The sequence below is a fragment of the bacterium genome (assembly GCA_035419245.1).
In the GTDB taxonomy this organism is placed as follows: Bacteria; Zhuqueibacterota; Zhuqueibacteria; order Residuimicrobiales; family Residuimicrobiaceae; genus JAKPUX01.
The window spans coordinates 113,992-137,757 of record DAOLSP010000001.1 but is presented as its reverse complement, the minus strand read 5'-3'; the positions used below and the strand labels follow the sequence as shown (position 1 = coordinate 137,757).

Below are 23,766 nucleotides of genomic sequence, written 5' to 3'. Positions count from 1 at the left end.
CGCTCGGCGTCCCGATGCCGGGCGTTATACGTTTTCACCCTCCTCGAAAAAGGCGCCCTTCTCGGGGAAGCGCAGATGTTCCGGAGCGTTTTCGCGCTCGAAGGTGAAGTAGTGTGCCAGGCCGCGCGTGCAAAGGTCGCCGGCAGCGTTGATAAGCTCGCTTTCTACGACGACGACGCGGCGTTTCTGCTCGCGGATGCGGCAGCGGATGGTCAGCCGGCCCTCGGTTATGGAGACCGGCTTGAGGAATTTCATTTCCATCTGCACCGTCACACCTGCCTTTTCGCAGGCGATCAGGATGATCCAGCCGCCGATCTCATCGAGGAGGGTCGTCTGGATGCCGCCGTGGAGGATGTTACCCCAGCCCTGGTACTCGCCGCGCGGCTGCCAGAAAGCGACCAGGTCGTCACCATCCTGCCAGAACTCCAGCTGAAGGCCGATGGGGTTGGTCGGACAGCAGCCGAAGCAATGGTAACCGGCGGTTGCAGTGAAGGGATTACGGATCTTGAGCATGGAGCCTCCTGTTTTCATAAAGTAGCGAGTTTGCAGTTTCGAAACAATATTTTTTAACATGGAAAGGAGCGCCGATGGCCGAGTCCCTGGTTGCAAACCCCCTGCAGCGTGATCGCCTGATGTCGCTGGATTTCTTTCGCGGTCTGACGATGTTTTTCCTGATCGGCGAGTCCACCCGGCTCTACGAGATCCTGCGCGGCACGGCATTCGATGGCACGTTGCTCGGTTTCATCGGCTGGCAGTTGGAGCATCACGAATGGAACGGCCTCCATTTCTGGGACCTGGTCCAGCCTTTTTTCATGTTCATCGTCGGCGTGGCCATCCCCTTTTCCGTCGCCAAGCGCCGTGCTGCCGGTGCGGAGTGGCCGCAGTTGTACCGTCATGCCTTGCGGCGTTCCCTGCTGCTGCTGATACTCGGTGTCGGCCTGTACTGCATCAGCGCCGGCCGGCTGACCTTTGAGCTGTGGAATGTCCTGGCGCAGCTCTCCTTCACCTATCTGGTGGCCTTTTTGCTGATGCGCTATCCCGCCGCCGTGCAGGTCGGCATCAGCCTGGGGATGATCCTTTTGAGCGAAGTCCTCTATCGCCTCTGGGCGGTGCCGGGATTCAACCAGCCCTTCGTGCCGGACCATAATTTCGGCTCCTGGGTCGACCTGCTGCTGATGGGCAAGTTTTCGCACGGACACTGGGTGGCGTTCAATGCCGTGCCGACCTCGGCCCATACCATTTGGGGTGTGGTCGCCGGGCAATGGCTGGCGGGCAAAAGCACCTCCTCGCGCAAGATTATTTATCTTCTGGCCCTGGGAGTCCTCGGCGTCGCGGCAGGCATGGCTCTGGATCCGGTCACGCCCATCATCAAGCGCATCTGCACCAGTTCCTTCGTCATTGTCAGTGGCGGCTGGTGCCTGATCGCCCTTGGGCTCAGTTACTGGCTGGTTGACGTGCAGGGCTGGCGGCGCGTCCCGCGTTTCTTCACCTACGTCGGCATGAACTCTTTGTTCATCTATCTCTTCTGTCACACCGGCGCGGCTGACTGGATCACCGGAATCTTCAAGCCCTTCACGGATTTCCTCTTTGCCTGGAGCGGCCCCGAGGGCGCCGCCGCATTCACCGCCCTCTTCGTCTGGCTGGCCTTGTGGGGCATCTGTTACTGGCTCTATCGCAACCGGATTTTTATCAAGATCTGACCAATCCAAAAAGTGCTTGCCTCCCTTGCATCGACGGCTTATATTAAATGACAGGAAGGCAGACCGGAAATACTTTCCCGCATTCGGCTCATACTGACGCGCTGCCTTTTCTCCCAGGGGGAGACTGAGCATGACAAACAACACTAAACACAGGCGCTTCGCTTTTGCACAAGTAAGCGATTCTTCCTGTTGTGTGGCCGTTGCAGTATTATCGGCGCTGCTCATCTGCAGTGTATCCGCCTTTGCACAGGATCGCGCCTTCCGCTTCGAGAGTTTGACCACCGCGGACGGCCTCTCCAGCAACCACATCACCTGCATCTATCAGGATCACCTCGGCTATCTCTGGATTGGCACCGTCGACGGTCTCAACCGCTACGATGGCGAGGAGGTTCTGAACTGGTATCACCATCCTCTCGATTCTTCCTCGATCTACTGCAATTCCATTACCTGCATATTTGAAGACCGCGAGCACCGTTTCTGGGTCGCCACCCAGCATGCCGTTAACCTGATGGACCGGTCAACATCGCCTTTTTCATCCAGGCCCCTTCGCCGTCGGTGAATTTTTTAAATCCGGCGGGGGAGACCAGCACCAGCTTGTCGACGCGCTCCGGGCAGAGCAGCGCGGTGACCATGGCGATCTGTCCGCCCATAGAACGACCGACAAAGGTCGCCTTCACGATCTTCAAGGCATCCAGCATCTCGGTCAGGACCTGGGCGTAAAAGGGCAGGGTGTAGGGATAAAACCCCTTATTCGATTTGCCATATCCCGGCAGATCGACGGCGATGACGCGATAGTGTTTGGCGAGCTCCGGAATGGTACGGCCCCAGCCCTTACCATAGGAACCAAGGCTGTGGATCAGCAGCAGCACCTGGCATCATCGAGGGCTGGAATAACAAAATCAAAGTTGCGATGAAACGTACATGGAACTCTAAAGCATCCAGATATTTGACCACTATAATTAATCGGGTAGCGGCAAGTTTGCGTCACCCACACAACACTGACTAAAACCTCAAGTTTAAGGATTGTTTTGCGAAGGGGAGACATTCTCAGTACGCGGCGGCTCGGGTGGGTGCGAGAGTTCGCGTTAGGCGCTAGGTCTGTGCCGGCGCGGCCGGATGGGAACGAAAGTCCTGCCTAATGCGGCCGGTGGGCGCGAGAAGTAGCGGTAAGAGCGTGCTCTTCGCTGGCACGGAAAGCGCTTGTAAATCGCGCTCGGTTTGGCTATTTTTAGGCAGTGCCGCCTGGGCTGAAACAAAACGCCCGTGCTCGTGCGTAAAAGAGGTGTCTATTCAAACGAGAAAGCCATGCTACTGCCGGCCAAAAGGTTCCGATTCAGCCTCCGCTTGAAGATCATTCTGCTCTTCCTGCTGCTGGTGGTCGTGATGATGACCACCGTCGGCTATATCTATACCGTCCGGGACCTGAATTTGCGCCGGGACCAGATGGCGCTTCGGATCGGCCGCCTGGCCAACAATATCGCCGCCGTGCGCTCGGTCGAGACCGGAGACTGGGACGGCTATCAAACCTACCTCGACAATCAGATCATCGTCAACCCGGATATCGTCTATATTGCTATTTTCGATGACCAGGGCCGGTTGAAGGTCCATGCCCTCAACCGCGCGTGGCTCGAACTGGAGGCCAGCCGTCCGCTGACGCGCCTGGAACAGGGCAGCCTGGTGATGCGCCTCGACCAGCGCCAGATTGCGCCGGAGAGCCAGCGCGATTTCGCGCGCCAGTCGGTCCAGATCCTGGTTGGCAGCAAGAGCCTGGGCACGGTGAACATCGGCTTCTCGCTGGTGGAACTCAACGACGAAATGAAAGCCAACCTGGTCCGCAACCTGTTGCTCGATCTGCTCTTCCTCCTCCTCGCCGTGGGAGTGGCCTACTTTGTGGGTTCACGGATTGTCAATCCTCTGGGAAAACTGACCAGCGCGATGGAGAGGATCAGCCACGGCCAGCTCGATCAGCGACTCGAAATCAACTCGCAGGACGAAATCGGCGAAATGGCGGCGACCTTTAATTATATGGCCCGGGGCCTGCAGGAGAGGGAGATCATCGAGACCTTCAGCCGGCAGCTCGGATTCACCATCGAGCTGGAGAAAATCGCCAGGCTCATCACCCGGCAGGTCAGCGCCGCTATCAAGGCTGGACGCTGCCTTCTGCTGCTGCAGCGCGGCGCCTCCGGCCGTTTCGTTCTCCTCAACGCAGTGCCCGCGCCGGCCGCATCCGAGGGGACCGCAGTCGTGCTGGACGATCAGACGGTCAGCCGCCTGCTCGCTCGGCGCGATCCCGTGCTGCTCCATGCCTCCGAAGTTGCGACAACAAGCGGTGCTGCGCTCCGGGATGCGATGGGGGTCAGTACGGAGGCTCTGATCGCGCCACTGGTGATTAAAGAAGGACTCCGGGGTCTCTTTATCCTCGATCGCGCACCGGACCGGGAGCCCCCCTCCGAGGAAGAGCTCCGCCTTCTGACCACCATGCTGTCGCAAGGCGCCATTGCCATCGAAAATGCCCTCCTTTATGAGGAACTGACCGAACAGGAGCGGCTCAAGAAGGAGTTTGAGATCGCCCGCCGGGTGCAGCTGAGCCTGCTGCCGCAACGCACCCCGGAGATGACCGGCCTGGAGATCGCTGGAATCTGCCTCCCCGCCGAGGAGATCGGCGGCGATTATTACGACTATTTCGCGCTTGACGGGGAGACCCTCGGCATCGCCATCGCCGATGTAACCGGCAAGGGGAGTTCAGCGGCGTTTTATATGGCCGTCATCAAGGGGATCATGCTCTCCCTAACGCCCCGCCATCGATCGCCGCGAGAACTCCTGCGCGAATTGAACAGGCGCGTTCTCCAGACCATGGATCGACGGATCTTTGCGACCATGATCTATGCGACCCTGGATACCCGGCTCAAGGTATTGACCTTTGCCCGGGCGGGCCACAATGCCCTGATCCGGCGCAGAGCCAGGGATGGCGGGGTCGAATTTCTGACGCCCCGGGGCATCGGTCTAGGTCTGGCGCAAGACGGTCATTTTGAGCAGCATATCTCGGAGGTCCGGGTCCGGTATGACGTCGGGGACCTTTTTATTTTTTACACCGATGGCATCTCCGAGGCGATGAACCTGGAGCGGCAGGAATTTGGCGAGGACAAGCTGATGGCGTATGTCGCCTCGCTGGATGCGTGCACGGCCCGCGAGGTGAATGCGGGGATCATCGACCGGATTTTTGAGCACATGCGGCAGGGTGCGCCGCATGATGACATCACGCTGGTGACGGTGAAAGCCATGTGAAGGGCTGCCCGCCGTGACCTGCCATGAAAGGATGTGAACTTGGATAATCGAATGGTCGGCGTGAGCCGACGGCTGCTCCTGATTCTGCCGATCCTGATCCTGCCGCTCCTGGCATGCGACCGTTCGCCGGAGACCAGGCGCAAGATCCGGCTCGCGGATCCAGGGGCAACCAGCATGAAGGGGGAGCGGTTCACCTCAACCATCCATCTGGAACCGGGTGCGCGCCGGGCCATTGCCGTTCTCTTTTTTGAAAACCGCACCGGGGATCAGAGCTTTGAATGGCTGCAGCGGGGTCTGACCGAGATGCTGATCCGCTCCCTCTCCCAGTCCCCTTCCTTGGCGGTGCTCAGCGCCGAACGGGTTTTTGAAATCCTGCAGCAGGCCGGGCAAGCCGCGTCCAGCCAGCAGCTGGATATGAATATGGCCGCCCTTGTCGCCCGGGAGGCCAATGTCGAGGCGGTCCTGAGCGGCAGCATTTCCAGACACGGGGACTCGCTCCAGGTCCATGTGCAGGTGCATGAGCCCAGCCAGGGCAGGATCGTTCGGGAGGAGAGCGTTGAGGGCGAGAACCTGAATGCCCTCTTTTCCATGGTGGATCAACTCAGCCGCCAGGTCAAGGACGACCTCGACCTTTCCCGCGAGAAGAAGGAATTGGGGCGAGGTATCGCCGATCTCTCGACCAACTCGCTCGGGGCCTGGCGGGCCTACGCCGCCGGGCTCGAGTTCGAACAGAAGGCGATGATCCAGGAGGCTCTGGCGCAGTATGAAAAGGCCGTCGTGGCGGATCCCGCTTTCATTTCGGCCTATTACAAACTTGTGCTCTTTCTCTACAATCAGAGTGACCGGCAGCAAGGAGACCGCTATTTCGAAAAGTTGAAATCGCTGCGGTATAAGGCCACGCGCAAGGAGCAGTATCAGATCGATCGTCTCGAGGCCGGAGTCCAGGGCAATCTCCGCAAATTGATCGATATTTCGAAGGAGTGGGCGGAGCAGAACCCGGAGGATATCGACGCTAACTTTAATCTCGGAGACCTCTATTTCAGTCTGCAGCGGTACCCGGAGGCGCTTCGCTCCTACCAGGCAATCCTCAAGATTGATCCCCTGTATAAAATCGCCTACAACCAGATCGGCTATTGCTACGCGCGCATGGGTCATCTCGACAGTGCAGCCGCCATTATGAGGCAATACCAAGAACTGGCACCCACCGAGCCCAATCCCTTCGACAGCATGGGCGAGATCTATTACAACCAGGGCCAATACCGGCTGTCGGAGAAAAATCTCCGCCGTTCGCTGCACAATAATTCCACTTTTGCGGCTTCGCTGTTGACGCTAAGCCAGGTCTATCTCGATCAGGGGGCTTATGCGCGCGCGATGGAGGTCATCGACCAATATCTCGCCAGGGCCGGGGATCCGCGGTCTCAGGCCATAGGCTATTCCCAAAAGGGGCTGATCCTCTGGCGCATGCACCGGATGGAGGAGGCCATCGCCTGCATGCAAAAGCTCTCCCGGAGCCCCGACCTAGCCCTGCGCAGCGCCATGTGGGTGTACGAGCTTTTCCTCGAGAAGGGCGACACCCTCGGCGCAAGGAATTCGCTGATGAGCAACTATGCCTTTATCCGTGATACCTTGAGCGTCCGCGAGCCGAGATATGCCTTTTTTCTCGCCCAACTTGCCTTGTGGCAGGAGATCCATCCCGTCGAGACCATTACGCTCTTCAGGAAGCTGCTATCGCGGGATAGCAATCCGCAACTGCAGGCGCGCGGACGGTTCTATCTGGAGCTGCTCGAACGCATGTACGGCCAGCAGGGTGATGCTCGCCGCTATCGGCCTGATCCGGCAACCGGTTTCATCGCCCTGCTTCAGGATGTGCGCGAGCTGCCTTTGGTCCGTGAGAGCTGGAAGCACTTTCTGATTTTCAACCGGTTTGCCCGGCTTAAAGCCGGTGAGGGCGCCGCGATTTACGATCGGCTCATCCGCTTTTGCCAAGATCAGGAATGGACGGGTCCGGAGATGCTTTTTCACCTCTTTCTCGCGGATCTGCACGCTTGCGAGAAGGATACCAGCCAGGCGGCTACTGAACTGGCGATCGCCGGCGTCCCGGATGAAGGGCAATGGCTGGTGAATGCACCCTACGATAACACCAACGGCTTCGCGAAGGTTTTTCCGCCGGAGCGCCGCATCAATTTGAATCCAGCCAGCACCACCCAGGAGGACCAGCCGGCGTGGCAACATCCCCGGGACGGCTGTTGGGACGGTTACATCGATCTGAAAAAGATCTATACCAGATACAACTGGTCGGTGGGCTATGCCTTCATTATGGTGCAATCCCCTGACCGGCGACGGGTGCAGTTTCGCATCGGCACCAACGAGGCAGCGAAACTGTGGCTTAATGGCCGCGAGGTGTGGCGCATGAATTTGGGGCGGGATGCCATCTTTGATAACGATATCGTCGAGGTCGAACTGGAGCCCGGCAACAATCCGGTACTCCTCAAAATCTGCAATCGCATCAATGAATGGGGGTTCTATTTCAGGGTCACCGATGCCGAAGGACGGGGCCTCCCCGATCTCCGTTTTGTTGCTGCCGATCAGCGTTCCGCATAGGAATAAGCGCGCGCCGATCGTCGTTGTTGATACTGAACCCGGATGACCTGAGATCGTTGACCCGGCCCGGCCGTAACTTCGGGGCCGCAGCAATTTTTCCAACGAAAGGAGTGTTTCCATGAGCATCGCCAAAGTCACCGAAATCATTTCCGCCTCGCCAAAGAGCTTCGAGGATGCCATCGAGAAAGGCATTACGCGGGCCAACAAAACCCTGGAAAATGTCACGGGCGCCTGGATCAAGGATCAGAAGATCGATGTCGCGGAGGGAAAGATCGTTCAGTATCGCGTCACCATGCGCATCACCTTTGTGCTGAAGGACTAAGTTGCCGGATGGGCACCATAACCAGGTCGGGATGGACCGCATGAAAAGCTGGCTGCTTTTGGTAGTGGCGTGGGTTATCCCGCTGGCGGCGCAGGAGAGCCGGATTGAAATCCAGGTTGCCTTGGACAGTTCCGGAACTATCCTGGAGATCTCACCCGAGCTGCGTGACCGGGCAGGGCTTTTCCTGGAGGTCGAAAATTTCACGGCCGCACGGCTCTTCCGGAGGGAGGATTCTCTCTTTATCCTGGAGATCGCCTTTCGCCAAGGGGGTGCGCCGGCGCGGCAGCGAACCCTCATGGATGCCACCGCTTTGAAGGCCTTCCGGAGGGAGTTGAGTTCGCGCCTTGCGCAGGTGAGTCAGACTCCGGCATTGAACCAGGAGGGGCGGCCTGGCCTCATCGTCAAGCAGACCCTGATGGGTCTGGGCTTCTATGGCTGGTCGGTGCCGCGGATCCTGCAGATCGAGGGCGAGCGGGAGACGGTCGCCACCTATATGCTCGTCGGCTCCGCCGGCTTCGCCTTGCCCTACTATCTCACCCGAAACCGGCCCGTCACCAAAGCCCAGTCGATGTTAGCCTTCCATGGCGCCACCCGCGGCATTTTTTACGGCGCATTTCTCCATAACCTGCTTGCGCCCGATGCCGAATCGGATGAGAGCCGTTTATTCCTGCCACTGCTCGGAAGCATAGCCGGTTCGAGTCTGGGATTCGTGCTGGCCGGCAAGGGGATGGAGCTGGGCCGGGCGGAACTGCTGGGGGTGATGGGGGATTTCGGCGCGGGGCTGGGGCTGGCGAGCGCCCATATCGCCGGATTATGGGATGATGAGCGGCACAAACCGGCCGCCTCGGCCGTAACCCTGGGGATGAGCGGACTGGGCCTTGCCGCGGGCGCGTGGCTGTCGCAGCGCGAGCACTACACCCGCGGCGACGCCTATGTACTGAGGATGCAGGGGGTACTTGGTGCCCAGATCGGGATGACGGTCGCTGCCGCCCTCGCCGACAAAAAGGAAAAATCCTATTCCGCCGGGGCTATGACCGGCGGCGTGCTGGGGGCCGGAGTGGGCAACTGGCTGCTGCACTATCAGGATTTTGACGAGAATGCAGGCATTTTTATCAGTTGCGCCCAGATTGCCGGCGGGCTGCTGGCAGGGGGTATCACCTATCTGCTGGACAGCCAGGATCATTTCGATCCACTGGTGTACCATTCCACCATTGCACTGGGCAGCCTCGCCGGTCACACCCTGCTCTACCACACCTTCAAATTACGGAAATGAGATGAATAATTCAATCAAATGGCTGGGATGGGTCTCTGTTGTGCTGCTGACCGCCCTCCTGCTGCTGCAGGGCTGTGCCACCACCGGCGGTCCGGCTGCGCCGATCTCTGGGCGCATGCCCCGGGTCGCGCTCGTCCTCGGCGGCGGCGCTTCGCGCGGTTTCGCTCATGTCGGGGTGCTGCGGGTGTTCGAACAGGAAAAGATCCCGATCGACCTGATCGTCGGCACCTCGGTGGGCAGTCTGATCGGTGCGATCTACGCCGCCAACCCGAACAGCTTCGAGCTGGAGTGGCTGGCCTTCGAACTGGAGAAAGACGATATCTTTGACTTTTCCCTGTTCTCTTCCCGGACCGGCCCGGTCAAGGGCGACAAGCTGGCAAAATTCGTTGCCAGCCATGTCAAGGTCAAGACAATCGAGGAAATGCAAATCCCCTTTTATGCGGTGGCCTGCGATCTCAATACCGGTGAACCGGTGGTCTTCGAACGGGGTCCTGCGGAACTGGCGGTCCGCGCCTCCAGCTCGATACCCGGGATCTTTACGCCGTTGAGTTACAACAACCGCTTGCTGGTGGACGGCGGGGTGCTTGGAAGTATTGCGCCGGAGACCGCACGGGCCAAGGGCGCTGATCTCGTCATTGCCGTGAATATCGGCAAGGCGATCACCAACTATGACACCGGAAATGTTGTGTCGATCACGCTCCAGGCCATCGACATCATGGGCAACCGGATCGATCGCTACAAAAACAAGGAAGCCGACATTGTGATCGAGCCGGAGGTGGGCAATGTCGGCACCATGGACTTTTCGAAAAAAAAGGAACTGATGCTGGCCGGCATTGAGGCGGCGCAAAAGGCCGTTCCGGTGATCCGGCAAGCGATCGACAGCTTCCGCGCAACACACCCCCCCCGCTGAGGGTGTGCTCGAACTCCTCTGAAAATCCACCCGAGCCGCTACGAGCCAGGAACAATCTCAACCCACTCAGACGCGGGAATCCCCCGACTTGGATGAATTTTTACAAAGATTCCTTGACAGTTTTCTTGTTTTTGACTATACTTATCTAGACTTGTGTACGTACACAATTGCTTGAGCCTCGTGGTGCAGGATGGCCGTGGAATTCGAGGTTGGCTTAGCTTCTGTGCTGGTCCGCAAGAAAACCGAGCCTCGGTCGGAACGTGACGCATGGCTCCGCAAGGATGCAGTGCCCCAATCGCCTTGCACCGTTGTAGGATGACTCCATTCGAAAGCACGCCTGCATGGCTACCATAAGAGATATCGCCAAGTTGGCCAATGTTTCAATCGGCACGGTAGACCGGGTCCTCCACAAGCGCGGTTTTGTCTCCCCCGAGACTCAGCTTCGCATCGAGGCTGCGATTGATCAGCTTCATTATATCCCCAACATCTACGCCCGCCAGCTCAAATTATCCCGGCACTATCAATTTGGCATTCTAATGCCGGAGTTGCATCAGGACGCTGGTTACTGGGGACAGGCCGCCGCAGGCATGCAGCAGGCGGGTCAAGATCTGGCGGCTTATAAAATCCAACTTAAGTATTTCTTCTTCAGCCGGCTTTCCGAAGATTCGTTTCGCGACGCTTTTTCCCGGTTGCTCGATGATAATCTCGACGGTTTCATGATCGCTCCCGTCTGTCTGAAATACTGCGGTGAAATGATCGCGCACATCCCGCCGGCTATCCCCTATATTTTTTTCGATTCGGATCTCCCTGATACCCGCCGCTTGACCTTCATTGGCCAGGATCCCTTGAAAAGCGGCATTCTCGCCGGCCGGTTGATGAGGATGCTGATTGGCGATAAGGCTGAGATCGCCATCCTGCGCGTCCTGCCCGAGGATTATCACATTAATATGCGAACCGAAGGATTTTGCTGCTATTACACCGGAAACCGGTTCTCCAATCCCATTCACGTTTACGATTGGTACGAAACCGAGGAAGTGGATGAAAGCGCTGTGCTGGTCAACAGGATCCTGCGGGAGCATCCCGTCGAAGGCCTTTTCGTCACCAATGCGATGACCTATCTGCCGGCGCGGCACATCTGTGAGGCCGCAAGGGGCAAAAAGATCCATATCATCGGCTATGACTTGGTCGAGGCAAACCTGGCCGGCCTCAATGATTCGGTCATCGATTTCCTGATCGACCAGTCTCCCTTCCAACAAGGTTATCAGGGCATCCAGATTCTATATCGCAAGGTGGTCTTGAGCGCCGATGTCCATGATAGGATCATGGTTCCTATCAATATTGTGGTTAAGGAGAACGCTGAATATTTCTGGCATGCGCAGGGCAGCGCGTTCTAACTCCGTCTGGGAAAAGTTTGCACGATTACTAATTAATTCCTATATTTCCGTCAGTCGATTGACGGTGGTCGTGGGACGAGCTGAAAAAGAAGAACAGTAACAACACGGAGAGGAGTACATTATGTCCGTTTTACAAGGATTGGACTGGTTCATCATTTTCGCCTATTTTGCTCTGATTCTGGGCCTGGCATGGTGGGTGATGAAACGCCAGAAAAAAACCTCCGACAGCTATTTCCTCGCCGGGCGGTCGCTGGGGTGGTTCATTGTCGGCGCCTCGATTTTCGCCTCTAACATCGGCTCCGAACATCTAGTCGGCCTGGCCGGCTCCGGAGCGACCGACGGTGTGGCGATGGCGCATTACGAACTCCATGCCTGGTGCCTCTTGGTCCTAGGTTGGGTGATGGTGCCCTTTTACATGCGCTCCAAGGTTTACACCATGCCGGAATTTCTCGAGCGTCGGTTCTCGCCCTCGGCGCGGACGTTTCTCTCGGTCGTCTCGCTGGTGGCCTATGTTCTGACCAAAATCGCGGTCGGCATTTTCGCAGGCGGCGTGGTTTTCGGCGTCCTGCTTCCGGAAATGAATCTCTTCGGCCTGGACAGCTTCTGGATCGGCTCGATCCTGGTCGTATTGATCACCGGAATCTACACGGTTCTCGGCGGGATGATGGCAGTGGCCTATACCGAAGCCCTGCAGACGATTATCCTGATCGTCGGCTCGGCGCTCGTAACTGTTTTTGGCTTGCATGCCCTGGGCGGCTGGGAGCAGCTACGGGCGATCGTCGGCGGCGAAATGTTCAACCTCTGGAAGCCGCTGGTGCCGCACGGCATGCAGGGGACCTGGGCGCCGGTGATGGAGACAGGCCGGATGGCCTGGTACTTCAACAACAATTATCCCTGGATCGGCATGCTTTTCTGCGCGCCCATCGTCGGTCTGTGGTACTGGTGCACCGATCAATATATTGTCCAGCGCACCCTGAGCGCACCGAACGAAACCGAGGCGCGCCGTGGTTCGATAGCAGCCTCTTTTTTCAAACTCCTGCCGGTCTTCATTTTCATCATCCCCGGCATCATCGCCTTTGCCTTGGCCAAGAGCGGCATGAATGCCACCCTGCAGTCGGCCATGATGGATGCCAATGGCAACCTGATCCGCGATAACGCCCAGAGTGCCTTTCCTTTGCTGGTAGCGCATATCCTGCCGGTGGGTATCCGCGGAATCGTAGTGGCCGGCCTGCTGGCGGCGCTGATGAGCTCGCTGGCGGGCGCCTTCAACGCCTGCTCGACCCTTTTCACCATGGATTTCTATTCCCGGCTTCGCCCCAATGTCACCCAGGAACGGCTGGTCTGGATCGGTCGTGTAGCGACCGGTGTCATGGTGCTGATCGGTCTGCTCTGGATCCCGGTGATCCGCGGCGGCCGTGGCCTCTATGACTACCTGCAGGGCGTCCAGGGCTATCTGGCGCCGCCGATCTTTGTCGTCTTTTTCCTCGGCGTCTTCAACAAACGGATGAACGCCAAGGGCGCTATGGCGGCCCTGATCACCGGCTTTGCGCTCGGCATCATTCGCCTCGCCGTGGATACCCCGGCCAAACTGATGCACGGTTTTTCTTATGCCAAGGGTTCGTTCCTCTGGATCTTCAACAATATCTATTTTCAGTATTACAGCATCCTGATCGCGATCGTCTGTGCCATCGTGATGTTCAGCGTCAGTTATGCCACAAGCGAGCCTGATTATGCGCGAATCAGCGGCTTGACCTATGGGACGACGACCGTCGACCATCGCAAGGCCTCGCGTTCGAGCTGGGGATGGGGAGATGTGGCAGCCTCCGCCCTGGTGCTTTCCCTGATTCTCTGTGCCTATCTCTATTTCACCGGCTGATCCGGGAGGATACGCATGAATACGGCAAAGGACTGCGTCATCGGGCTGGATTACGGCACAGACTCGGTTCGGGCTCTGGTGGTCCGGGCTTCGGACGGCGCCGAAGTGGCGAGCGAAGTCTTTTATTACCCGCGCTGGAAAAAAGGGCTTTACTGCGATCCTGCGGCAAACCGCTTTCGCCAGCATCCTCTCGATTATATCGAAGGACTCGAAGCGACGGTACGCGGGGCGCTGGCCAAAGCTCCGGAGGGGACAGCGGCGCAAGTGAAGGGTATCTCCGTTGATACCACGGGATCCACGCCCTGCGCGGTTGATCGCCGGGGCGTACCTCTGGCGCTTGATCCGGGCTTTGCAGAAAATCCCAATGCCATGTTCATCCTCTGGAAGGACCACACCGGCATCCGTGAAGCCGAAGAGATCAACCGTCTCGCCAAAAGCTGGGGCGGCGTCGATTATACGCGGTTCGAGGGCGGAATCTATTCCTCGGAATGGTTCTGGTCCAAGATCCTGCATGTGCTGCGCGAAGATGCAGCTGTGCGGGAAGCCGCCTGGTCGTGGGTCGAACACTGTGACTGGATTCCGGCGCTGCTGACCGGGATGACCGATCCGCTGACCTGGAGACGCAGCCGCTGCGCCGCCGGACACAAAGCGATGTGGCATGAATCGTGGGGTGGCTTGCCTTCCGAGGACTTTTTAGTCCGTCTTGATCCCCTGCTCTCCGGCTTGCGCGATCGGCTTTATCGTGATACCTGGACCGGCGATCAGGCCGCGGGGACGCTGACGCCGGAATGGGCGCAACGCCTCGGCTTGCCCGTCGGGGTGACCGTCGGCATCGGGGCCTTTGATGCCCATTTTGGTGCCGTCGGCGCACAGATCGAGCCGCACATGCTGGTAAAGGTGATGGGCACTTCCACCTGTGATATGATCACCACGCCCGAAACTGCGGGTGAGGAACACCTCGTTGCCGGAATTTGCGGGCAGGTTGATGGTTCAATCCTGCCCGGGCAGCTGGGACTCGAAGCCGGTCAGTCCGCTTTTGGGGATATCTACGCCTGGTTCAAACAGGTGTTGATGTGGCCGCTGGAGAACCTCGGTGCGGCGTTTTTTCCCGGAGAGGTCGCAGTGCGCGACACCCTGATCGGCCAGGCGGCTGAGGCCCTGATTCCGGCTCTTTCGGATGCCGCGGCGGCGGTTCCCATCGAAGAATCGGGGGTCATCGCCGTGGACTGGATGAACGGGCGACGGACGCCGGATGCCAATCAGGCCCTCAAGGGGGCTATCGCCGGGCTCAACCTCGGCTCGGATGCACCGCGTATTTTCCGGGCGCTGGTTGAGGCGACCGCCTTCGGCGCCAAGGCCATCGTCGACCGTTTTGTCGAGGAGGGCGTCGCGATCCATGGCGTCATTGGCATCGGCGGCGTGGCCAAGAAATCGCCCTTTATCATGCAAGTCATGGCCGATGTGCTGGATATGCCGATCAAGGTTGCGGCGTCGGAGCAGGCCTGCGCCTTGGGCTCGGCGATGGCGGCGGCGGCCGCGGCTGGGCTCTATCCGGACCTGGAACGGGCGCAAAGGGCGATGGGAAGCGGTTTTGAGACCATCTACACCCCCAACCCTGAAAATGCCGTGAAATACCGGCGGATCTATCAGCGCTATCAAAAGATCTGCCGGTTTATTGAACACGATTTTACTGAATGATCCCTGCCAAGGCTCCCGACCCGGAGCCTTGGCAGAATGCACAATACGCCAGGCAAAAGGAGTACGATAGATGAGAAATGTCCCGAAAATAAAACTGGGTCTTGTTGCGGTGAGTCGTGATTGCTTTCCCATCGAACTCTCGCGTTTACGGCGCGCCAAATTGATCGAGGCTTGCACCGCGTTGAATCTGCCGGTGCTGGAGATACCGACGATCATCGAGAACGAAATCCATGCCCTCCAGGCTCTTGAGGAGCTGCGCAAGAGCGAATGCAACGCCCTGATGATCTACCTGGGCAACTTTGGCCCGGAGGGTCCAACCACCATCCTCGCCCAGCATTTTGACGGACCGGTGATGGTCGCCGCTGCGGCTGAAGAAACCGGCAAGGACCTGTTCGACGGCCGCGGCGATGCCTATTGCGGTATGCTCAACAACTCGTACAATATGGGGCTGCGCAAGCTCCGCCCCTATGTCCCCGAATATCCTGTAGGTACCCCAGATGAAGTGGCGGCAATGATCCAGGAGTTCCTGCCGGTCGCGCGGATTCTCGTCGGCCTGAAGCACCTCAAGATCTTCTCCTTTGGTCCGCGGCCACAGGATTTTCTCGCCTGCAACGCCCCGATCAAGCCGCTCTATGACATCGGCGTCGAGATTATGGAGAACAGTGAACTCGATCTCTATGACATCTGCCAGGCCGCCAAGGACGATCCGATGGTGCCGGAGATCAGCCGCGCCATGGCCGAGGAACTGGGCGAAGGCAATACCTACCCCGGCATGCTCAACAAACTGGCGCAGTACGAAGTGGCCATGCGCCGCTTCATGGACGCCAACCTGGGCGCCAGCCGCTACGGCATCTTTGCCAACAAGTGCTGGCCGGCCTTTGAGAAGTATTTCGGTCATGTGCCCTGCTACATCAATTCCCGCCTCGCCGCCGAGGGCGTGCCCATCGCTTGCGAGGTCGACATTTACGGAGCCCTGAGCGAGTACATCGCCGCCTGCGCGACGCTGCTGCCACCGGTCGTCCTCGACATCAACAACACCGTCCCGAAGGACATGTACGAGGCCCACCGGACCCTCATCGGTGACTATGCCCAGACCGACCTCTTTATGGGGTTCCACTGCGGCAACACCCCCTCCGCCTGTCTGGTCAAGCCCAAGATGAAATATCAGCTCATCATGCACCGTCTCCAGGAACCCGGCAAGGAGCCCGACATCACCCGCGGCACGATCGAAGGCCAGATCATCCCGGGCCATGTCACCATTTTCCGGCTCCAGTCCACGGCCGATACCCAGCTGAAATCCTACATCGCCCAAGGCGAGGTGCTCAACATCGATCCGCAGTCCTTTGGCAGCATCGGTGTCTTTGCGATCCGCGAAATGGGGCGGTTCTATCGCCATGTTCTGATCGAAAAGCGCTATCCGCATCACACGGCGGTGGCGTTCGCCCATGTGGGCAAGGCACTCTTCGCCGCTATGCGCATGCTGGGCGTCGCGGACATCGGCTTTAATCAGCCCCGGGGCAATTATTATCCAACGGAAAATCCCTTTGCCTGAGATGGCGGGATAGTCAAGGAAGGAATCAAGATGAAAAACGCGTTGAAATTCATTATCGTGCTGGCAGCGGCCCTGTTCGTGCTGCTCCCGGCCACCGGCTGCAAAAAAAATACCGAGGTAAAGGAAATGGCGATATCATCGGCTCCCTTTGGCAAGACGACGACTGGCGAAACGGTCGAACTCTATACCCTGAAAAATGCGCAGGGCACCACTGTCAAGATAACCCCCTATGGCGGCATCATCACCTCGATCCTCGTGCCCGACCGCAACGGCAAGATGGGCGACGTGGTGCATGGCTTTGACACCCTGGCCGGCTATACCGACAAGGTGCCCTTCTTCGGCGCATTGATCGGCCGTTATGGCAACCGCATTGCCAAGGGCCGTTTCACCCTCGATGGCCAAACCTACACCCTGGCCTGCAATAACGGCGTCAACCATCTCCACGGCGGGATCAAGGGCTTCGACAAGGTGCTCTGGACTGCCGCTCCCATCAAACCGGGCGTGCCCAGCCTAACCTTGACCTATCTGAGCAAGGATGGTGAGGAAGGCTATCCTGGCAACCTCTCCGTGACGGTGACCTATACCCTGACCGACGACAATCAGCTGGTGATCGACTATCGGGCCAGCACCGATAAAAAGACCATCGTCAATCTCACCAACCACACCTATTTCAACCTCGCCGGCACGGGCACCATCCTCGATCACGAGGTCCGGATCGATGCCGACCTCTATACGCCGGTGGATGCCGGTCTGATTCCCACCGGGGAGCTGGCGCCTGTCGCCGGCACCCCTTTCGATTTCCGCACCCCCACGGCCATCGGCGCCCGCATTAACGCCGACAACGAGCAGCTCAAGCTGGGCGGCGGCTACGATCACAACTGGGTCCTCAACGGCGCCATGGGCACACTGCGCAAGGTGGCTGAGGTCTATGAACGTACCACGGGCCGGGTTCTCGAGGTCCTTACCGTTGAGCCGGGCATGCAATTTTACACCGGCAATTTTCTCGACGGCACCCTGACCGGCAAGGGCGGCCAGGTCTACGCCTATCGGAGTGGATTCTGTATGGAGACCCAGCATTATCCGGATTCGCCCAATCACCCGGACTTTCCGACTACGGTGCTGAATCCCGGCGAAACCTACCAGACGCAGACCATCTACAAGTTCTCAGTGCGTTGAGGAAGGCCTTTTCTCAGCAAACCAGGGATAGACGGCCGGCAGGACGATCAAGGTCAGTAGGGTCGAGGTGATCAACCCGCCTACGACCACGATGGCCAGAGGTTTCTGGATCTCACTGCCGGTCCCTGTTGCAAAAAGCATCGGAATCAGGCTGAAAATGGCGATGGAGGCGGTCATGAGCACCGGGCGCAGCCGGTCACGGGCGCCCTGCCGGATCGCCTCCGCCAGCGCCATTCCCTCCCCATACAGCTGGTCGATGTGGGAGACCAGCACCAGACCATTCAGCACCGCCACCCCGAAAAGCACAATGAATCCGATCGAGGCCGGGACGGAGAGATACTGCCCCGAAAGAAAGAGCGCTACAACGCCGCCGATGAGCGCGAAAGGAAGAATGGCCATGATCAGCAGCACCAGCCGGAACGAGCGCAGGCTGATGAAGAGCAGGAGAAAGATCGCGCCCGTGGCCAGGGGCCAGATCAGCAGCAACCGGTTCATCGCCCGCCGCTGATTCGCGAACTGTCCACCCCATTGGAGATAATAGCCGGGTGGCAGCGCGACTTTCTTTTTGATCACCCGCGCCGCCTCATCGACAAATCCGCCCATATCTCTTCCCGTCACATTCATTTCGATACCGATGCGACGCAGGCCGTTCTCGCGGCTGATCTGTGCTGGACCCTCGGTCAGGGTGATCTCCGCCAGCTGCGCCAGCGGGATGTCCGCGCCCTCCGGCGAACGGACGAGGATATTGCCGATCAGATCCGGCGTGTCCCGCCGTCCCTCGGGGAGGCGCACGACAATATCGAAACTCCGGCTCTCTTCATACAGGGTTGAGGCGGATTTTCCTGCAATCGCGGTCTCGATGACATCCTGCACCTCGCTGATGTTGATCCCGTAGCGCGCGATGCGCGCGCGATCGATGGCGATCGTCAGGTATGGCTGACCGGAGATCTTTTCGACCTGAAGGTCGGTCGTGCCTTGCAGCGACGCTACTGCCCGGGCGATCTCATCCGCCTTGCTCTTGAGGAGCTCCAGATCCTCGCCGAACAGTTTGATGATCAGCTGCGCCCGGGTGCCGGCCACGATCTCGTCGATGCGGCACTGGATCGGTTGGCTGAAGCCGAAGGCGATGCCGGGGATGGTCTCGATCGCCGCGCGCATTTCCGCGGTCAGCTCTTCGCGGCTGACATCCCGCGGCCACTCGCGTTTAGGCTTGAGGATGCCGACGTAACCGGTCTTGTCCACCCCGCGCGCGTCGAGGGCCACGCCAGTCTGGCCGATCCGGCCGACTACCGTTCCTAGTTCGGGGAACGCTTTCAGTTTCTCACCGACCATGCGGTTGACCTCGATCGCCTTGTCAAGCGAGACACCCGGCAGCAGGGCCACATCCATGTCAAAGGCCCCTTCATCCATGATCGGGATGAACTCGGTCCCGAGCAAAGGAATGAGCAGCAGCGAGGCCGTCAGCAGCGCCACCGCTGTGCCAGCAACAAGTCTGGGCTTGCTTGTGCTCCAGGCGAGGAGGCGGCGGTAGAAGCGGTTGGCTTGCGCCATCACGGGGCTCTCCTTCTCCGGCCGCACCCGGAGCAAGAGCCCGCACAGGACCGGGATGACAAAGATCGAGAGCAGCAGCGAGGCCAGCAGCGCAATCACCACCGTGAGCGCCAGCGGCGTGAACATCTTGCCCTCGATCCCCTCCAGAGCCAGGATCGGCACAAAGGTGATGGTGATGATCAGTTCGCCAAAGATGCTGGGCTTGCGCACCTCCAGTACCGATTGTAGGACGACCGCGAACCTGGACTGAGTGTCGACGCCCGGGCGGCTGAGATGACGCTGAACGTTCTCGACCTGGATGATGGTCGCGTCGATGATCATGCCGATCGAAATGGCCAGTCCGCCCAGGGACATCAGATTGGCATCCAGCCCGATGTATTTCATTGCGATGAAGGTCAAGAGCAGCGAGAGCGGCAGGGCGAGCAGCACGACCAGTGAACCGCGCAGGCTGCGCAACAGGAGAAAGAGGATGACCATGACCAGCACGGCCCCTTCGACTAGGGCGCGGGTGACGGTGCCGACGCTGGCCGTGACGATGTCGGAGCGGTCGTAATAGGGGACGATGCGGATGCCCTTGGGCAAAATGCCGCCGCTGTTGATCTCGGCCACCTTGGCCTTAACGCGGCGCACCACCTCGCGGCTGTTCTCGCCGCGCAGCATCATGACGATTCCGCCCACGGTCTCCTGCCCGCCGTTGATCAGAGCGGCTCCCTGGCGGGTCGCGACGCCGATCCGTACCTCCGCGACTTCACGCAGATATATAGGCGTCCCCATCCGCGCCTTCAGGACGATATCGCCGATATCGGCGGTCGTTCCAATCAGTCCGACACTGCGGACGATGTATTGTGTGGCATACTTCTCGATGATGCTGCCGCCCGCGTTCTGATTGTTGTTTTCTATGGCTGCAAAAACATCGGCGATGGTGAGACCATACTTGACCAGCAATTCCGGCTGGACGATCACCTGGTACTGCTTGAAGTATCCGCCATAGGAGTTGATCTCGTTGACCCCGGGCACGCTCTTGAGCAGGGGGTTGATCACCCACTCCTCCAGCGTCCTCAGCTCGGTCAGATACGCCTTTTGCGCCGCCGGCTCCTGCGGTATCGGTCCCTCCAGAGTGAACTGATAGATCTCGCCCATCACCGTAGCGATCGGGCCCATGGAAATCTCGACACCGGGCGGCACGGCCTCCCGCGCCTCGGTGAGCCGTTCGAAAACCAACTGCCTGGCGAAATAGATATCGACATCATCCTCAAAAATGATGGTGACGATCGAGAGCCCGAATTTGGTCACCGAGCGCAGTTCCTTGACCTTGGGGATGCCGCGCATCGCCATCTCCACCGGGAAGGTGACTGATCGCTCGATCTCGACCGCGGAGAGGCCATCGGCGTGGCTGACGACTTCGACCTGGTTGTTGGTGACATCGGGGAAAGCATCGATCGGCAGGGTTATGGCGGCGTAGAGGCCGAACCCGGTGATCAGCAGGGCAAGGAGGATCGCCATCCCCCGCCGCTGCAGCGCCAGCGTGATGATGCGCTCAAGCATGGTTACTCTTCCTCCGCGAATTCACCTTTTTTCCATTCCGATTTCAGATAAAAGCTGCCCTTGCCGGCCACTCGTTCGCCGGCCTGCAAGCCGCGGAGGATCTCGACGGCCTCACCGCTGCTGATGCCGGGTTCGACCTGCAGCAACTCGAAGGTGGTGTCATCGCGGGCGACGAAGAGAAACGTGGCCCCCTGTTCGCGCAGCAGGGATTCGGCCGGGACTACCAGACCCTTATGGGCGGTGTGCACCGGGATGGTCATTTCGGCGAACATCCCGCTTTTCAACCGCAGGTCCGGATTGCGGATTTCCGCCCGGATCTGCACGCTGCGCGTTTGTGGATCGACGACCGCGCCGATGTAGGTGATCCGTCCGGTGAAGCGTTCACCAGGGTAGGCGGTCGTGGTGATGGTCACCTCCGGCTTGCCGGCAAGGCCGGCGATGTCTTTCTCGAAGAGATGGCCATCGGCCCAGAGCACGGCATTGTTGAGCACGCGGAAGGCAGTGGCCGCTTCGTCGACCGGCTGGCCGATGACTACATTGCGCTCGACGATGGTGCCGTCGATCGGGGAGCGAATGACGAGGGTGCCGGCGGTGTGGTCGGTGCCGGGGTTATTCTCGCTGCTGCCGAGCACCTCGGCATCGCTCAATCCTGCCGAGTGAATGCGCCGGTCTTCCGCCTCGAATCCGGCGAGGGCCTGATCATAGGCGGCCTGCGCCTCCTGGAGCGATTTTCGGCTGCCAATATTCTCGCCGGCCAGGATTTTTTGCCGTTCGAGATTTGCGGCGGCAAAATCATGCTGCGCTTTGGCCTGGATATAGCGGGCCTTGATCTCGCCGATCTCAAGTCCCTCGATCTCCATCAGCGGCTCGCCCTTGCGGACATGATCGCCGAGGCGGACGAAGACCCGGCTAACGCGCCCGGGCACGAGGGTCCCGACCAGGGCTTCGAAATCCTGGCTGGCGGTCAGCACCGCGGGTGCGGTGACGCTCCCGGCGATGAGGCTTTCCCGCACCTCCACCACCTCCAGGCCGATCTCACGGATCGATGCCGGATGCAGGATGACGCGGTTGGCAGGCGTAGACTGCTCCACCGCTTTGGCCGGGTTCACCGCTTCCCCCTGCTCCGCGCCGCCCTTGTTTTCACTATCGCAGCCGGCGAGGAAGAGCAGCCCGAGAGCTGCGATGCTCAAAATACCTGTTCTCATTCTAGTCCTCGAAGAGTTGGATGCCTGCCGGAACGGTGCCGGTGAGTTCATTGAGTGCGATGGCCGCCCGGTGATAGCCGAGCAGGGCATCGATATAGCCGGCCTTGACCCCGGCCAACGTCTGTCGGGACTGCAGCAGCTCAAGGTAGCCGATCTCGCCGGCGTCATAACTGACCACCGCTGTGCGGCAAATTTCCTCGGCCTGAGGCAGTAGTTCAGCCTGGTAGAGCCTGACCTGCCGCTCCTGATTGGCCAGTTCGAGCCAGGCAGTACGCAGCCGGGTGATCAAGGCATTCCGCGTCGCGGCTTGCGCGAATTCTCCGCTGCGCAGTTCCGCCGCGGCCTCCTGAATGCGGCCGCGCTGGTCGAACATGAACCAGAGCGGCAGCGAGGCGCTGAATGTGGCCCCGTAATAGTCGTTGCCGCCGCCCTCCAGGGCCTGCCGCGACCAGGCCAGCCGGAATCCGGGCAGCAGCGATGACCAGGAAAGGCTCCGTTTGCTGTGCAGGGCGCCGACGTTGATCGCCGCCAGCCGCAATTCAGGATTCTGCCGTTGTGCGGCCGCCTCGATCCCTTCGAGGGTCAGGCTTGCCGGTGTAAAGGCCAGACTGTCGCTCAGTATCCGATCGCCGCTGCGGCCCTCCTGCCCCAGGAGTAGAAGAAGTTGCGCCAGTGCGGCGCTGCGGTCATTATGGGCCGTTTCCAGGCTATTCTGCGCCTGCGTGCGCTGCACTTCGGCGGTCATCTTTTCCAGAAGACTCCCCTCCCCGGCCTCCTGCCGAACAGCCGCCTTGCGGCTGAACTCCCCGGCCAACTCGTAATTCGCTTGTGCGATCGCCAGCTGTGCTTCGCATGCTTTGACCTCCCAATAGCGGCGCTGTACCTCGGCGAGCAGGGCCAGCGCATTGCGGCGGAGCTCCATGTCGGCGGTGGCAGTTTCCGCATGCAAGATCCGGCCGCGCAGCAAGTAGACGGCCGGAAAGTCGATCTCCTGCGCCACCTCGAAGGCACGCTCGCCGAAACTGGCCAGGGATTTGTTGCGCGGCACATATTCATAGCTGAAGGAGAGTTCGGGCTGCGGCAGTGCAATGCCGCTCCAAAAGCGTCCGGCGGCCGCATGGCGCACCTGCCGCGCCTGTTGCAGCTCGGGATTGCAGCGGAGCGCCAGGTTCATCGCCTGCTCCAGGCTGATTACCTCCTGGGCGCTGGCCACGCCAATGCAAATTAAAAGAAAACAGAGTATCTTTTTCATACCGGTTCCTGATGAAGTGGACGGTTTGCTCCCTTGACGGGATGACGCAGGGAAAGGGTATGGAGGGACGTTAGATGCGCAGCGGGTGCTCGCAGAGAGGGAGGTTCATCCCGGGGGAGGGCTGGAGTAACCCTCCACAGACGATTTCAGCGGGGCATTCGGCACCAAGGCTTGTGCAGGAAGAGAGGGTCAGGGAGAGCCCGATCCACTGAATTCGGCTGAACTTCTGCAGGGAGTCAGGCCAGGCGACGCGGGCGGCTTTAACCAGCTGGCAATAGTCATGGGCCGTGTGATGATCGGTTTGTCCGCAATGCTCCAGGTGCAGCTCGCTATGGCAAAAGAGCAAACAAAAGCCGGCGAGCAACAAGAGGGTAGGTATTTGCGGCAGCCTGGACATGGTGGACATACCTTTTCAGGGATGGGCCG

Annotated in this window: 18 protein-coding genes; 12 read left to right on the top strand and 6 right to left on the bottom strand. The window is 59.5% G+C overall.

Translation table 11 applies throughout. The features are described 5' to 3' along the window. Positions 1–24 precede the first annotated feature (24 nt). Complete coding sequence (locus tag PLH32_00575; GenBank protein ID HQJ63081.1) at positions 25–513, bottom strand: PaaI family thioesterase; 489 nt, start codon at positions 511–513, stop codon at positions 25–27. 74 nt (positions 514–587) lie between these two features. On the opposite strand from PLH32_00575, the gene PLH32_00570 reads away from it, so the two are divergent. After that, positions 588–1,700: a DUF5009 domain-containing protein gene (locus tag PLH32_00570; GenBank protein ID HQJ63080.1), complete on the top strand. Its 1,113-nt coding sequence runs from the start codon at positions 588–590 to the stop codon at positions 1,698–1,700. Between the two features lie 130 nt (positions 1,701–1,830). Further along, positions 1,831–2,259: a two-component regulator propeller domain-containing protein gene (locus PLH32_00565; protein HQJ63079.1), complete on the top strand. Its 429-nt coding sequence runs from the start codon at positions 1,831–1,833 to the stop codon at positions 2,257–2,259. On the opposite strand, the gene PLH32_00560 is transcribed toward PLH32_00565, so the two are convergent. Further along, positions 2,201–2,569 (bottom strand): alpha/beta fold hydrolase, encoded by a 369-nt coding sequence (locus PLH32_00560; protein HQJ63078.1) that lies wholly within the window; start codon positions 2,567–2,569, stop codon positions 2,201–2,203. The two genes, PLH32_00565 and PLH32_00560, sit on opposite strands and share 59 nt — an antisense overlap. A 436-nt stretch (positions 2,570–3,005) precedes the next feature. Here PLH32_00560 and PLH32_00555 point away from each other — a divergent pair, with 436 nt between their 5' ends. The 10 genes from PLH32_00555 to PLH32_00510 all read left to right on the top strand — a co-directional run bounded on the left by PLH32_00555 (position 3,006) and on the right by PLH32_00510 (position 17,787). Further along, complete coding sequence (locus PLH32_00555; GenBank protein HQJ63077.1) at positions 3,006–4,985, top strand: SpoIIE family protein phosphatase; 1,980 nt, start codon at positions 3,006–3,008, stop codon at positions 4,983–4,985. A gap of 39 nt (positions 4,986–5,024) precedes the next feature. Further along, positions 5,025–7,586 carry a tetratricopeptide repeat protein gene (locus tag PLH32_00550; protein HQJ63076.1) on the top strand — a complete coding sequence of 854 codons (2,562 nt, stop codon included), beginning with the start codon at positions 5,025–5,027 and terminating at the stop codon, positions 7,584–7,586. Positions 7,587–7,704: 118 nt separating this feature from the next. Further along, the gene (locus PLH32_00545) at positions 7,705–7,908 is read left to right on the top strand and encodes a dodecin family protein (protein HQJ63075.1); all 204 of its coding nucleotides are present in this window, start codon (positions 7,705–7,707) and stop codon (positions 7,906–7,908) included. Between the two features lie 40 nt (positions 7,909–7,948). Then, positions 7,949–9,181 (top strand): hypothetical protein, encoded by a 1,233-nt coding sequence (locus tag PLH32_00540; protein HQJ63074.1) that lies wholly within the window; start codon positions 7,949–7,951, stop codon positions 9,179–9,181. 1 nt (position 9,182) lies between these two features. After that, positions 9,183–10,091, top strand: coding sequence for a patatin-like phospholipase family protein (locus PLH32_00535; GenBank protein HQJ63073.1), 909 nt, complete (start codon positions 9,183–9,185; stop codon positions 10,089–10,091). 341 nt (positions 10,092–10,432) lie between these two features. Next, positions 10,433–11,485: a substrate-binding domain-containing protein gene (locus tag PLH32_00530; GenBank protein HQJ63072.1), complete on the top strand. Its 1,053-nt coding sequence runs from the start codon at positions 10,433–10,435 to the stop codon at positions 11,483–11,485. Positions 11,486–11,606: 121 nt separating this feature from the next. Further along, positions 11,607–13,361, top strand: a complete 1,755-nt coding sequence (locus PLH32_00525; protein ID HQJ63071.1) for a sodium:solute symporter — start codon at positions 11,607–11,609, stop codon at positions 13,359–13,361. A gap of 15 nt (positions 13,362–13,376) precedes the next feature. Next, positions 13,377–15,059 carry a ribulokinase gene (locus PLH32_00520; GenBank protein HQJ63070.1) on the top strand — a complete coding sequence of 561 codons (1,683 nt, stop codon included), beginning with the start codon at positions 13,377–13,379 and terminating at the stop codon, positions 15,057–15,059. A 70-nt stretch (positions 15,060–15,129) separates the two neighbouring features. After that, positions 15,130–16,611, top strand: coding sequence for a fucose isomerase (locus PLH32_00515; protein ID HQJ63069.1), 1,482 nt, complete (start codon positions 15,130–15,132; stop codon positions 16,609–16,611). 126 nt (positions 16,612–16,737) lie between these two features. Next, entirely contained in the window at positions 16,738–17,787 is a 1,050-nt protein-coding gene (locus PLH32_00510; protein ID HQJ63068.1) for an aldose epimerase family protein, read from the top strand. On the opposite strand, the gene PLH32_00505 is transcribed toward PLH32_00510, so the two are convergent. The 4 genes from PLH32_00505 to PLH32_00490 all read right to left on the bottom strand — a co-directional run bounded on the left by PLH32_00505 (position 17,776) and on the right by PLH32_00490 (position 23,746). Then, a complete protein-coding gene (locus tag PLH32_00505) occupies positions 17,776–20,883 on the bottom strand; it encodes a CusA/CzcA family heavy metal efflux RND transporter (protein ID HQJ63067.1) in 3,108 nt (1,035 codons plus the stop codon). The two genes, PLH32_00510 and PLH32_00505, sit on opposite strands and share 12 nt — an antisense overlap. A 2-nt stretch (positions 20,884–20,885) precedes the next feature. Continuing rightward, positions 20,886–22,088, bottom strand: coding sequence for an efflux RND transporter periplasmic adaptor subunit (locus PLH32_00500; GenBank protein ID HQJ63066.1), 1,203 nt, complete (start codon positions 22,086–22,088; stop codon positions 20,886–20,888). Position 22,089: 1 nt separating this feature from the next. Then, a complete protein-coding gene (locus PLH32_00495; protein ID HQJ63065.1) occupies positions 22,090–23,340 on the bottom strand; it encodes a TolC family protein in 1,251 nt (416 codons plus the stop codon). A 70-nt stretch (positions 23,341–23,410) separates the two neighbouring features. After that, the gene (locus tag PLH32_00490; GenBank protein ID HQJ63064.1) at positions 23,411–23,746 is read right to left on the bottom strand and encodes a hypothetical protein; all 336 of its coding nucleotides are present in this window, start codon (positions 23,744–23,746) and stop codon (positions 23,411–23,413) included. Between the last annotated feature and the right edge of the window lie 20 nt (positions 23,747–23,766).